Raw genomic sequence first — 12,850 nt, 5'->3', positions numbered from 1 at the left:
AAAAATAAGGCAGAAAACTTAATACAATCATACAAACGGCTCAACTGCCCTAAGTTCAAACTCAAAAAAACAAAGGCATAGGGTCTTCAATCTGGTTAAAGATGGTTGGAAAAATGGAGTAAGATTTCAGTTTCATATTTAAGAATGCTTAAATTCAACTAATTCTTAATTTAAATTTTCCGGACTATGAATTATAAAGATCGTATTGAGAAGTTTTTGGCGTTTTCTTTTAGTGAATTTCCTTCCTCAGAATATTTGCCTGATAAGATCATAGCGAGCAAAAGCAATATTCCAACATTTTTTTACATCAAGGAATTTGATAACCCTGTAGCTGGAATTTTCACCGAAGTTGAAGTCATCAGATCCGCATTTTGCTCACAAAAGAATTTCGGTTTTAAAGCTCCGGAATTTGATATTTCTCAATGGAGTAGACTTGAGGTCTTAATCAACGGCTTAACTGAAATAATGGGAGCTGACAATAAAAGATCCCTTTATCTGCGAGCTGAAGAAGAAGATGAGTTTTTGTTGGGGGAGTGGGAGGGAAGACGTTGGGACTTTCCAAAATATGAAGAGGTTCGCGATATGGAAATCTATTTTTCTAAAGAATCTGGATTATCACTTGTTTTTTGGGAAAAGGTATTAGATCTAGATGATGATAAAATTGATGATTCTTGGCTTTTTGATGGATGGAAACCTGAAAAATAAACTTTGGTTGAAATCCAGTTTTAGGATTGTTAAAATATAAGATTGGAAGTGGAATAGGTTGGTAGGATATTCTAGTTCTGATGGTTTTGAAATAAAAAAACTCTTAGAAATTAATCTAAGAGTTTTAAGTCGGGGTGGCAGTCCCGATCACCATCGGGAGAACCTACGACCTCTTTTAGGTTTAAAATAAAAAAACTCTTAGAAATTAATCTAAGAGTTTTAAAGTCGGGGTGGCAGGATTCGAACCTACGACCTCCTCGTCCCAAACGAGGCGCGATACCGGGCTACGCTACACCCCGAACGGTATCTTTTCCCCTTAAGGGAGTGCAAACATAAATAAAATTGTCTGTAGATCAATTCAAGATTTTAAAATCTTGAAACATTTTTAAAAAAATAAAAATAAATCCAAGCTTTATTTAATTTAAAAAATTATAAATCAATTACTTATGTAAGTTTGGGGAGAAAAAAGTTTTCTGAATAGAAATCTTGAGTAGCCAATTTTTTTGAAAAAATACCCGATGACCTTCATAGTTTATGGGATTTCTCAAGTATAAATAAGAATGCTCAAAAGAGTTCGAAAAATGCACTTCTAAAAAATGTTGATCTGAGGAGCTCAAAAAAAAGGACGTCTTCCGAAGAAAAACGTCCTTTGAAGGCTTTGGAGGCCTGTTTTGCAGAGAGTGGGGGATTCGAACCTTTTTTACATGATTGACCAAAAACATCTCTATTCGATCAATTTAAGCCTTTTGTTCATGTCGATAAGTTGTTTTTGTCAAGGTTTGACCACTTTTGCATGACTTTTTCGCTACTGAATTCGCTACTGATAATTTCATTTAGTATCTTTCTCATCTACTTGAATCAATGATGGAAGCTACTATAAGATTTTTATTAAGACACGATTTGGAAAATAAGAAAGGTGAGCAACCCTTGATGATGGTCGTTCACTTGGGAGGACAAAGGAAACTGATTTCAACTGGAATAAGATTAATACCTGATCTGTGGTCTGCTGAAAAGCAAGAAATCGTGGATATGACAGCAAAACAAAAAACACAGCTGGAAAAGAAATTTGGTTCCGCCATACCTACAAAAAGCAATCTCCTCCAACATCAAGATGAATTGATCGAGATCAGAAATAAAGTCAGGCAAATCGAAGAAGCATTCCGGGCAAAAAACCAGCCTTATGATCTGGAAATGTTGATGTCCAAAATAAAGGAATCCAAACAACCTAGAATAAAAAAATCTGAGCCAACTGAGTTGGTTTATGATTTCATTGATCAATACATCGAAGAAAATGGATTAACTAGGGTTAAGGGTAGTTTGGTAGTCTATAAATCCTTGAAAAAACATCTCAAAAACTTTCAGGAAAAATCGAGGACTAATTTACGCTTCGAAAATATGGACTATTCGTTTATGTTGAAGTTTCAAAATTTTCTGGTTGAATGGAAGGAAGTACACCCAACTACGGGTTCTGTTAAATCTTTAAATAACATCTCTATAGCAAAGCAGATTAGCACTCTTAAGACCTTTCTGGGATATGCAAGAAGAAGAGGTATAAAGATCCATGAGGGGTATAAGGAATATTCCGTTAAAAAAGACAGACTTGAAGTAATCGCACTTACCCAAAAGGAATTTGATTTATTGTATGCATTTGATGTGAGTTCAAATCCAAGATTAAGTCAAGTGAAAGATATTTTTCTTTTTAGCTGCGTTACTGGTTACAGGTTTTCAGATTTACTTCAGCTTAAGAGAGAACATATCAAGCAAAATGAAATTAGGCTTACCATCACAAAAACTAAAGAGCCGTCTGTAGTTCCACTTACACGGATATCCCGAGAAATATTGGAAAAGTATGAGGAAAGAATCTTGCCGCTGCCAATGATCTCAAACCAGAAGTTTAATAAATACGTCAAAGAACTATGCGAATTAGCAGAAATTAAAGATCCAGTCGAGATTGTGAGGTATAGGGGAGCGGTTAGGGATTCCAAAATTTATCCTAAACATGATCTCATAAGTGCACATACCGGTAGAAAAACATTTGTTACACTATCCCTGGGTAAAGGAATTCCAGCTGAAGTGGTAATGAAGATTACCGGACACTCAGACTATAAAAGTTTTAAACGATACGTTGAGGTAGATGAAGACAGAAAAAGAGATGCGATGAGCCTGGCGTGGGACTAAACCAATCTAAGTATGAAGCAATTTGGCGCAAACCTTTCACTTGGTCAATACAAAGCAAAAGAATCATTCTGGTATTTTGATGAACTCTCTGAAGAGGATAGAATTTTAGCCTACAGATTAGGTTGGCAGATTTTTGATCAGAATAAAATGTTTTTTGCCGATTTCTCCGCCTTCCATAAAAGAAAGGGATACCTGCTGCAGAGCCTAGGATATCTCATAGCTCTTACACTTTTTGCAGCTGTCTTTTTCATCATCATGGTTCACCCATCCGTTTTGAAATATGCATTTGGGATTTTTGTCTTGGCAGGATCACTTATGACTTTCATTGTTATAGGAGGGAAAGCCAGAAAAAATTTACGTGAGACAAAGCGATTTTTCAATTTTATAGATCCAATCCAGAAACCGGAAAATCACAAGGTGTTCCTAGATCTAGAGCTCAATGACTTCGAGGGTGCAGAGACGTTTTATTCCAATTTAAGGAAAGGTAATGATTACCAGGAAGAGCAAATTGAAGTAGCAGAATATGATAAAACGGTTTCGCTTCTCGCCATTGAATTGATGCTTGGAGAATTGGGAGTTCTCAACGACCTTAAGCAAAGGCTGCTCCATAACGATCACAGTATTAAAAGTGGAGCATTTGATAAGGTGGTATCAAATGTTGTGGGTGGAACAGACAGGGGGATCCGCGATTATTTTTCAAAAATCTCACCAGAGATTGCTGATTCTAGTAACCTAAGTCCGAAGCGAAAAGAACAACTGTTTAAAGTGAAAGAGATTTTCAACAACGCAGGACTAAGGGAAAAAGCGGTCTCAATTGACGATTTTATCCAAGAAAGATCAAATTTGTAACCCCAATTACTTTTTTGGATAGTATCCCACTAACTATCCAAACCCATTTTTTAGCAGATTCGGCCAGAACAAAAATTCAACCGATCATGAACAATGTAATCTTAAGTCCCATCGACAAAGGGCAACTCATCAATGAAATAGCAGAAGCTATCATCAACAGATTATCCAAGGTTTCCAACCCATCAACACCGGAGGATGAATTCATCAAAATCCCCGAAGTGATGAAGCTTCTCGGTAGATCCCGTACCACAATTAATAATTGGAGAAAGGAGGGATTCTTAAAGGAACACATGATAAACAGCAGCGTCTATTTTAAGAAATCGGAAGTCCTCAATGCTGGCCGTCAGCGGAACCCCAGAAAAAAATAAAGCGAATCCTTTCGAATTCGCTCAATTGTTTTGTGGATTCAGTATCCTGTTTGACGACTTAAAGATACTGTTTCTGCATTCTTAATCAAACTCTTACATGCAGAAATATGACCTCAACAAATCAATATATAAAGTCCAATGATCCTCATTCCGGTGATTTTTTAATCATCAAATCAGCTAATGAATGGATCAATGAAGCCCAAAGTAAACCAATTCCGAAGAAGATATTTGGACCATTTTGGTATGAAGAAGAGCTTTGTATTCTCTTCGCGGATACCAACCAGGGAAAGTCTCTATTGGCTGTTCAAATCATTGATAGTGTATCCAAAGGAATTCCAACCCTTGGATTGGAAATGGAGCTCAAAGCTTCCAAGGTGATCTATTTTGACCTGGAATTGACAGCAAAGCAATTTGAAATGAGATACGCTCAATATGACAAGGGCAAGGATGTTTTATTTGATCATTTTGAATTCAGTGAGCTTTTTTTGAGAGCAGAAATCAATCCCTTTGGGTTCGACGAATCCATCGAAGAATACGAGACCTTTTTATTTAAAGAGATTGAAAGTCAAACGTCTAAATCAGGAGCAAAAATTTTGGTTATCGACAATTTGTCCTGTGTCATTTCTGATAATGAAAAAGCCAGAAATACCACACCGTTTTTGATCAGGCTGAACAATCTGAAGAAAATGTATGGATGGTCAATCCTATTAATTGCCCATACCCCTAAACGGAATCTGTTCGCTCCGATTAGTAGAAATGATATCCAGGGAAGCAAAAGCTTCATCAACTTAATCGATTCTTGTTTTGCTGTGGGAGAAAGCCAAAAAGATCCTTCTGTCAAATATCTGAAGCAGATCAAAGTGCGGTATGGGGCTTTTCAATTTCCATCCGAGAACGTGCTGGTCTGCAGAATTGGGAAGGAGACAAACTTCAGCTCCTTTAAATTCTTGGAATGCGGGAAAGAGTCGGACCATTTGAAACAATTGAATCCAGCGGATAGGTCTCAAATGAAAACTAAAGCATTTGAGTTAAAAAAGGAAGGTCAATCCAATGTGAAAATAGCTCAAGAGCTTGGCGTTTCCGAAGGAGCAGTTCGAAAGTGGTTGAAGCAAATTGAGGTAGACGAATAAGCTACCTCGAACTATTCGAACAGTACGAGGGGTACGAGGCGTGCGAATCGTACGAATTCAAAATCCTCTTACCCCCTTCTTTTCCTTTTTGATGTCCTCCGGAAAAACTACAGCAAAAGAGAAAAAGTCAAAAGGACCTTTAAAGGAAAATAATTATTGATTTATGTATAGATGTATATATATAAAAACGTAAATATTTTGAACTATTCAAAAATAAAAGAACAAGCAGAGCGAATCAAGAAGGATTATTCGATTTTAGAATATTTCCAAAATCTGGTTGGTTCTGGGTATCTTAAATATGAAGGAGTCCAGGGAAAAGAACATTTCTTTGGGTTTCTGGATCAGCGTACGGGTTCGATCGCTGTTGACGATAAGACCAATGTTTGGTATGATCATGCTGCCGGAAAGGGAGGGGATATACTAGAGGCGGTACAGGTATTTGAGAACAGGACATTTTTCCAATCTGTAAAGCGGCTTTCTGGTTCGCTTCCGGTAAGAAGTTTTATTCCGAGGCAAAAATCAGAGATCACCCCAAGGATCGTGGTTGAAAAAGTGTTAGAAATCTCCCATGATGCTTTGGTAAATTATATTCGGAAAAGGGGCTTAGAACCGGATGAAATCTCCCAGTTTGCCAAGGAGGTGCATTGGCGAAATAGAGGCAAGCGATACTTCGCTGTTGGTTTTCCCAACAAGTCTGGCGGATGGGTGCTTAGATCTTCCATTTTCAAAGGAAATATTTTGGGAGGAGGCATATCAATCCAGGTTCTGGGGAAACCAGGAAAAACAAAGATTTTTGAGGGCTGGTTTGACTTTCTCAGTTACCTGAAGCTTTCCGGAGCCACGGATTTCAAAGCCATTATTTTGAACAGTACCGCTAATCTCTCATTCCGCTTAATGTTGGATATTCTAACAGAAGGAAAATCTGTTGACCTCTATTTGGATAATGATTCTGCTGGTGAGAAGTGTACCAGCGATTTTATTAAAGTTGCTAAACTATTTCGTTATTGTCGTGAAAAAAGATTGTCTACAGCTTGGGATTTGGTGCGCTTAAGGAGGAGCAAAAATAAAATAGCAATGATAATCACTAACTTGAAAATAAATGTCTCAGAATCAGCTAAAATATGGAACAATCAAATAAATGTTTCTGATCAAAGATGCTTTTACAAAGATTTTGAAGATGTGAATGCCTTTTTAATGGATGGAGCTTAAATCTGATAATTCTCAAGGTTGCGTCTATATTAGGATATATCTAACCTCTAAAAATTATGGAGTGGAACTAATATATGAACGTAGTCAGGAGGTTTTAATTCAATAGACAGTAAACGAATAAAACTGATTAACAATCACCCAAAAATAATTGAATAACTATACTGGTTTTAAAAGCCATTTAAAGTACTCAGCAGAATATAATTTAGCAGCCCTTACCCAAAGCCAATCGGGAAAAGTAGTTTTGCCTTATCCCCTAAAGTAGGAGCCGTTACAATTGAAATTGATTATTACGAGTTTTTATCATCCAGCCAAAACTTAGGAGTCTTGTCAATACCCTAGGAAACTGGGAATTGCTTCAACGGCTCTTCAAGAGGAATTTTGATGTCAGGCAGACATAAAAAAGGGTTTTTCTCCTTTTAAAAAAGTTACATGAGAATTGTATTCAGGTATAGGCAGACTTGAAGCAAAAGCTGTATGCTTTATAAGTTCACTTTTTTTGCCATTCCATGGTGTAAGTTTACCATTTTCAACCAACTCAACTCTCCCGATTTTTCTCATTAAAAAACCATCATAGTCCTGAAGCCTTACAGAGTTTCTCACTCCTTAGGTTTTAACATAAAATCTAACTTTTCTAAATAATCTCCTTCTGCAAGGGCTTCTATTTCAAACTCCAACTTGGCGGGTGTTGCACTTACCTTCATAAACTCCAGTTGCGTTGGATCTACTTCAAGGATATATTTCCCCGGTAACAACCCAAAAGCATAATAGCCTCCATCAGAGAATGTTCGAATCGTCTCCAGAGGTTCTGCATCTCCGATCCGCTGCAAGCTAATTCGTAATCCTCCTACTCCTTGTATCCCCTCGGGGGTTTCCCTTAAAATGCTTCCTTCTATCATCCCTGTTCGGTAGAGTGGAATATCGATGGATTTAAACCGATTGGGATCTGCCATAAATCCAAATACTTTCTCCTTGGGGGACAAAGTAGGATCTGGAAGAGAATTTATGTCCACTTCCAGTCTATAGGTCCAATAGCTCTGAAGTTGGGTAATCCTCAGAATCCCATCTGATCCCAAAAGCATATTAGCAGACTTGTCCAGACGAACTGACTTAGCAGGGATGACTTCTTCGCCCTCATCAAAGGCACCATTTTCGTTCTGATCTACAAACATCCGAACCGAAACCCCCGATCGAGTCACCTGATCTCTATTTGATGGCAATAATTTGCCTGACTGGTTATCCATGGCCAACGAACCACTTAAGCTTTGACTCAAAGAGTAATCTCCTTTACGTCCAGAGAACTGAGAAGCAGAACGTATAAAATTAAAATCATATAAAAATCCTACCTGGATCGCGCCACTCTTATTTAATATATTTCGATCATACGTGAGAGAGAATCTCCCTTTCTTTAAAAGTGTCTGCGAAATCTGAACATTGATCGTGGACAGCTGAGAAGTTTCGGTATTGTACCCCGCCTGCGCACGCAAAAACATCCCCTTTATAAAAACTGGCAAACTCGGACTTCTGGGAAGGGAATAAGTCACGGAACTGGTCAGTGTCCCTGGGGCAAACTCTGGGGCTAAATTATCTGTGCCCTGTGAACCCAACAACTGCGCACGATAATTGAACCTAGCTGCCACTCGGCCGAATTGGGCATTGTAATCCGCCTGCAAATTACCTTTATAGCTGTTTGGCAACCATAAATTTTCTCCTCCAAGGCGGATTCCCGAAAACTTTCCAAACAACTTGAAGGGGACAAAAATATTCAAATTAGCATCTCGAAGGGGCCTAGTATCTCTACCTGATTCCTCTGGCTGGTCAAAATAATCTGTTGTCTTGGCGCTGATAGTAATATTATTTGCATAGAACACACTTGCAGTGACTCGGTAGTATTGTGAGGGTAAGTAATCCACATCCAATAAGTACTGCTGAAAAAGTCTTGTGGACATACCAAAAGAGGTTGCCGTCTTATCGGATTCTAAATAATCCCTATAGTCTATGCCAGCTCGGACCGTGATTGCATTACTTACACCCACGGATAAACCAACATGACCTAACAGATCTGAAGCCAGGCTATCAGGGGCATTCATCAGGCTTCCGCCTTGAATATTATACGACACGAATCCTTTTGGAAGAAAGGAAAATGGAATCTGTAGCTGTCGCTCCTGGATGAGGATTTCGCCTTGAGGAGTGTAGATTCTCAGGGTAAGTCGGACGGTGCCATAGGTCACAGGTGCATTGAAGCGGTAATAGCCCACTTCATCAGCACGTATGAAATCCACCAATTGGCCGCCGATCAGCAGTTCTACCTCTGAATCCTTTTCAGTATAGCCATCCACTACAAATACGTCCAATTCCCGACGGGGGATTAATGGGTTATTACTGATCGCAAAACCCGTCAGTGAGGCACTGGAAGTCTGGCTTGAGGTGCTGATCTGACCTAAGGTAATACTGCTAAGCAAGACATTTTTTTCAGGGGTTAATCCCCCTGGTAACACATACCGCCATCTCATCCCTGATAAACTTGTGCTCAGATTTTCAGCATTCTTGGTACTGTTTAGATTGACTTGAAAGTCACCCCCTAAAATCTCTGCTCCAGCTCTCATTTGAAGCGCCAGACTGGTTCTTGCAGAAGAGTTATCAACGTTTAGATTATAATCCAAAACCCCCACACCCAGCATTTTCCGCTCCGATGGGTAGCGCATGACCACCTCTTCCCGCCCACCTCCCTTGGATCGGATTTGTTTTCGAAGAATTTCCCGTTTCTTTTTTTCTTCGATGGGCAGTGCATAGGCAGACTTCATCGTCATCGATAAATTGGAAGCATTTACCAAAAAATCCAACCCAAAAATTTTGATGAAATAGCTTGGATGGAGATACAGCTCCTGCTCTCCCAAGTAGTAGTCATCCGCTGGGAGTATCTCTGACTTATCCTGAAGTGTGATCATTCCAGCCACGGGATCTATTTTCCATGTTTCCTTTGGACTCGGGTAGAATCCCTGCAGCCCAAACATATTTGTAGATGGTGCGGATGGGATCTCCGTCAAGCTGAGGATCTCTCCAAGTGGAAGGTAAGCGACATCCCCAAAAAACAGTACACCAACGTAATACTGCCCGATTGAGGGATGAGAAAATGTCAGAAAAGCCTCCTCATCCGGCTGCCGCTGACTGTAGCCGCGATGAGGTATAGCCAAAAACAAAAGTAAGGGAACTAGAACAGAGATAAACCGCAAAGCACGGACCTTCGATAGATGCACTTGGCCCTCCTCGTTTAACTATTTTGGTATTGTATTTTGAAAGAACAAAAGATCAAAAACTAAAAGTCAGCTTTTTAATGATCGGCTCGGCAATAACCAAATCGGAAGTCGAAATATCAGCTCTCGATGTTTGGAAAGTGAGTTCTACCTCATAAGTGCCTGATGCTAAATCTTCCGGAATGGGTATACTATAGGTTCTTATTCCACCGTAGTATAATGCCAGAGTTTGCTCTTGTCTACCAACCTCTTTTCCATCTGCTGAGCGTACGATCGCCTGAAGACTTCCCAAGTAAGGGGAATTGCCCAGAACGGCAAATTCCGAGTAAATTACAATGGAATTCTCTTTTTTGCCAGCCTCCAACTTACTGAAATTCAACCCAGTGCTCGTCTCTCCGTACTGGTAAAAAGCCGAAATAATCTGTTCCAACTTAAAGCTAACTTGGGCACTGATACCTTCAGTAGATTGATCTTCCACTGCTGCGGTCTGTTCGCTAGAAAAGACCTTAACACGGGTAAAATAAGTACCTGCAGGCTTGCTTCGATCTGGACGGATCTGGAAGCGTACCGTCTGCTGCTCTCCTGGTGCAAGAATAAAAGACCTCGGAAAGGTACGAATTCGATCTCCCAATCCGGATTGCGCTGCTCGGAGAGAATCATCATACACCATTACCATATTTCCCTCCGGGTCATTGCCAGGATAGCCAAATAGAAAACTGATGTTGACTTCTTGCGCCTTTTCTGATCCATTGGAGACGTACATGGTACCGAATCCATTGGCATCAGCAAATACGGTCGTGGGTGCCAGGGATACCTGAGCTGAGGCGGACCAACCTATTAAAGCAAGTGCGAAAGACAAGAGTATAATTTTCATATGATTATAATTTCTTCTTAATGGCCATATGGAATCTCGCAGCATTTAATCATCCCAGTGTGTGACTTTTTAGTCATGCTCGATTTCATGTGATTATAATTTGTTTTTTAACTGTCATCCCGATAACCATCGGGAGGAATCTCGCAGCACTTAATCATCCCAGTGTGTGACGTTCTGAGTCATGCTCGATTTCAAGGTTGATAAACATAAAAAAGTAGCAATGAAATAAACTTTTCCATCGCTATTTCTCGATTTGGTTTTAGTTGTAAATAGCGCTCAACGTGATAATCCCAGTATAAGAACCAGCAGTAGCGGAAGTAGCATCTACCTTACCGCCTATACTAACCTGAATATATCTATCCGTTGGCTCAGCAGAATTTAAAAAACCACTGATTTGATAAGGAACACTAGGAGTAAATTCGGTTTGATATCCTGGTCTAAGCTCCACAATTGCAGACTTAGCTGACACACCGGGACCAAAAGAAATAGGGAGTAAGGCTCCTCCGGTAGTACTCAAGTTGGTTGGCAAAGCGAATGTAAGCTGCACATTTGAGCCTTTCTGGGCCTCTATTAAAAACCTACCAAGTTGTGAACTGCCAAGCGTAGGCCCCGAGGATACATCAATGGAGCCCAGCCCATCGATAGATTTAGTCTGTCCTACCACTACGGTACCAAATTCAAGGTTTGCCTGAGTCGTCACTGAAATCTCACTGATCACGGTGGCATTGGCAGAAATAGAGGCAGATTGTGCGTTGGCCAAGGATCCGAAGGCTACTGCGAATACCGCAGCGATTAGAATTTTAACTGTTTTTTTCATGGTTTGATTTGTTTGAATTAATTATAAAACTATTTTTTTTGCTTTCTCTGTTTTTTCAATCAGTCCATCCCGGAGATTCATGATTGGCACAAAAGTCCACCCATGAGCGGAAAATAAATTGAAGTAGCTAAACCTAAAAAATACCGACAGAACGAATTTCTTCCATCGGTACTTTTGAATTGGTTTTAGTTGTATGTAGCACTTAGCGTAATAGTCCCTGTATATGTGCCAGCAGTAACACCGGTAGCATCTACCTGACCTCCGATATAAAATTTAACGGAAGAGGCTAATGGGTCAACGACGCTCTGATTAAAACCATTGATTTGAAAATCAGACGTAGGATAAAATTCTGTATAATTACCTTCATCATCCATCACAGCAGCAACTTGTGTATCACCATAATTAAAAGAAATAGGAAGTAAATTACTTGTTGAGCTTGTTAGATTAGTTGGCAAAATGAAAGAGACTTTCACATTGGAGCCTTTTTGAGCATTTACAGTGAATGTACCTGCAGTAGCGCTCCCAAGCTCAGGTCCATCGGATACAGAAATATTGTCATACGCATCGATAGACTTGGTCTGTCCCACCACTATGGTACCGAAGTTAAGGTCTTTACCTTTAGTAACTGAGAGCTCACTGATCACAGTGGCATTGGCAGAAATCGAGGCAGATTGTGCCTTGGCCAAGGATACAAAGCCTAATGCGAATACCGCAGCGATTAAAATTTTAACTGTTTTTTTCATGGTTTGATTTGTTTGAATTAATTATAAAACTGTTTTTTTTACTTTCTCTGTTTTTTCAATCAATCCATCCCGGAGATTCATGATTGGCACAAAAGTCCACACATGAGCGGAAAATAAATTGAAGTAGCTAAATCCAAAAAATACCGACAGAACGAATTTCTTCCATCGGTACTTTTTAAATTGGTTTTAGTTGTAAATAGCGCTCAATGTAATAGTCCCTGAATAAGTACCGGGTGTAACGCCAGTCGCATTTACTCGACCCCCTACTAAAACATTAGATGTGGGCATTTCGGAACCAGAGTTAAAACCAAGAATTTGATAAGAAGTACCAGGAATAATTTTATAAAGAGCACCATCACCATCTTCATAAGCAATAGGCCCTTCAGATGCACCTGCCCAATCAAATTCAATAGGGAGTAGAGCTCCTTCGGTTGTGGTTAGGTTCTCTGGTAAAACGAATGTAAGAGTCACATTAGATCCAACTTGGGCTTCCAAACTAAATCTACCCCGGTTAGTAGTTCCAATTTTTGAACCAGATGATACTTCAACAGTATTGTCTGCGAGGATGGTCTTCGTCTGTCCTACTACTATTGTACCGAAGTTTAAGTGTATCCATCCGATCAACCCCATATTGCTAAAGGCCTCCTGACTGTATAATGTTGCAGGATGAAAAACGTAAGCAACGAAGAATACTATTCCCTTTTCTGTAAATGGAGGGAATCCGGT

General features: G+C 39.6%; 12 protein-coding genes and 1 tRNA gene. 6 read left to right on the top strand and 7 right to left on the bottom strand.

All coding sequences use genetic code 11. From position 1 onward, the window contains the following. Window positions 1–186: 186 nt before the first annotated feature. Window positions 187–705 carry a hypothetical protein gene (locus P8O16_RS07680; RefSeq protein ID WP_300312843.1) on the top strand — a complete coding sequence of 173 codons (519 nt, stop codon included), beginning with the start codon at window positions 187–189 and terminating at the stop codon, window positions 703–705. Between the two features lie 225 nt (window positions 706–930). On the opposite strand, the gene P8O16_RS07675 is transcribed toward P8O16_RS07680, so the two are convergent. After that, a tRNA-Pro gene (locus P8O16_RS07675) sits at window positions 931–1,004 on the bottom strand. Between the two features lie 562 nt (window positions 1,005–1,566). Between P8O16_RS07675 and P8O16_RS07670 the strand changes: the two genes are divergently transcribed. The 5 genes from P8O16_RS07670 to P8O16_RS07650 all read left to right on the top strand — a co-directional run bounded on the left by P8O16_RS07670 (window position 1,567) and on the right by P8O16_RS07650 (window position 6,439). Continuing rightward, window positions 1,567–2,883 (top strand): site-specific integrase, encoded by a 1,317-nt coding sequence (locus P8O16_RS07670; RefSeq protein WP_300312840.1) that lies wholly within the window; start codon window positions 1,567–1,569, stop codon window positions 2,881–2,883. A 12-nt stretch (window positions 2,884–2,895) separates the two neighbouring features. Further along, window positions 2,896–3,732 carry a hypothetical protein gene (locus tag P8O16_RS07665; protein WP_300312837.1) on the top strand — a complete coding sequence of 279 codons (837 nt, stop codon included), beginning with the start codon at window positions 2,896–2,898 and terminating at the stop codon, window positions 3,730–3,732. 86 nt (window positions 3,733–3,818) lie between these two features. Next, the gene (locus tag P8O16_RS07660; protein ID WP_300312834.1) at window positions 3,819–4,100 is read left to right on the top strand and encodes a helix-turn-helix domain-containing protein; all 282 of its coding nucleotides are present in this window, start codon (window positions 3,819–3,821) and stop codon (window positions 4,098–4,100) included. Between the two features lie 107 nt (window positions 4,101–4,207). Then, a complete protein-coding gene (locus P8O16_RS07655) occupies window positions 4,208–5,230 on the top strand; it encodes an AAA family ATPase (RefSeq protein ID WP_300312829.1) in 1,023 nt (340 codons plus the stop codon). 198 nt (window positions 5,231–5,428) lie between these two features. Then, on the top strand, window positions 5,429–6,439 hold the full coding sequence (locus P8O16_RS07650) for a toprim domain-containing protein (RefSeq protein ID WP_300312826.1): 1,011 nt from the start codon (window positions 5,429–5,431) through the stop codon (window positions 6,437–6,439). Window positions 6,440–6,823: 384 nt separating this feature from the next. Here the strand turns inward: P8O16_RS07650 and P8O16_RS07645 are convergent, their stop codons facing one another. From P8O16_RS07645 to P8O16_RS07620, 6 genes are all read right to left on the bottom strand, one after another. Continuing rightward, the gene (locus P8O16_RS07645) at window positions 6,824–7,039 is read right to left on the bottom strand and encodes a hypothetical protein (RefSeq protein WP_300312823.1); all 216 of its coding nucleotides are present in this window, start codon (window positions 7,037–7,039) and stop codon (window positions 6,824–6,826) included. Continuing rightward, the gene (locus P8O16_RS07640; RefSeq protein WP_300312821.1) at window positions 7,036–9,693 is read right to left on the bottom strand and encodes a hypothetical protein; all 2,658 of its coding nucleotides are present in this window, start codon (window positions 9,691–9,693) and stop codon (window positions 7,036–7,038) included. The genes P8O16_RS07645 and P8O16_RS07640 overlap by 4 nt, the downstream gene beginning before the upstream one ends. A gap of 52 nt (window positions 9,694–9,745) precedes the next feature. Further along, complete coding sequence (locus P8O16_RS07635; RefSeq protein WP_300312818.1) at window positions 9,746–10,564, bottom strand: hypothetical protein; 819 nt, start codon at window positions 10,562–10,564, stop codon at window positions 9,746–9,748. A 259-nt stretch (window positions 10,565–10,823) separates the two neighbouring features. After that, a complete protein-coding gene (locus tag P8O16_RS07630) occupies window positions 10,824–11,381 on the bottom strand; it encodes a hypothetical protein (RefSeq protein WP_300312815.1) in 558 nt (185 codons plus the stop codon). Between the two features lie 185 nt (window positions 11,382–11,566). Continuing rightward, a complete protein-coding gene (locus P8O16_RS07625; protein ID WP_300312812.1) occupies window positions 11,567–12,124 on the bottom strand; it encodes a DUF4402 domain-containing protein in 558 nt (185 codons plus the stop codon). Window positions 12,125–12,310: 186 nt separating this feature from the next. Beyond that, the coding region (locus tag P8O16_RS07620; protein ID WP_300312810.1) for a DUF4402 domain-containing protein at window positions 12,311–12,850 on the bottom strand (540 nt) is incomplete at its 5' end.

The organism is Algoriphagus sp., from assembly GCF_029254265.1.
Taxonomy (GTDB): domain Bacteria; phylum Bacteroidota; class Bacteroidia; order Cytophagales; family Cyclobacteriaceae; genus Algoriphagus.
This window is presented reverse-complemented; position numbering and strand designations above follow the sequence as displayed.

Bases quoted from the DNA above. Each gene is read 5' to 3' on its own strand.
- P8O16_RS07680 (WP_300312843.1), top strand. From the start codon at position 187: ATGAATTATAAAGATCGTATTGAGAAGTTTTTGGCGTTTTCTTTTAGT.
- P8O16_RS07670 (WP_300312840.1), top strand. From the start codon at position 1,567: ATGATGGAAGCTACTATAAGATTTTTATTAAGACACGATTTGGAAAAT.
- P8O16_RS07665 (WP_300312837.1), top strand. From the start codon at position 2,896: ATGAAGCAATTTGGCGCAAACCTTTCACTTGGTCAATACAAAGCAAAA.
- P8O16_RS07660 (WP_300312834.1), top strand. From the start codon at position 3,819: ATGAACAATGTAATCTTAAGTCCCATCGACAAAGGGCAACTCATCAAT.
- P8O16_RS07655 (WP_300312829.1), top strand. From the start codon at position 4,208: ATGACCTCAACAAATCAATATATAAAGTCCAATGATCCTCATTCCGGT.
- P8O16_RS07635 (WP_300312818.1), bottom strand. From the start codon at position 10,564: ATGAAAATTATACTCTTGTCTTTCGCACTTGCTTTAATAGGTTGGTCC.
- P8O16_RS07630 (WP_300312815.1), bottom strand. From the start codon at position 11,381: ATGAAAAAAACAGTTAAAATTCTAATCGCTGCGGTATTCGCAGTAGCC.
- P8O16_RS07625 (WP_300312812.1), bottom strand. From the start codon at position 12,124: ATGAAAAAAACAGTTAAAATTTTAATCGCTGCGGTATTCGCATTAGGC.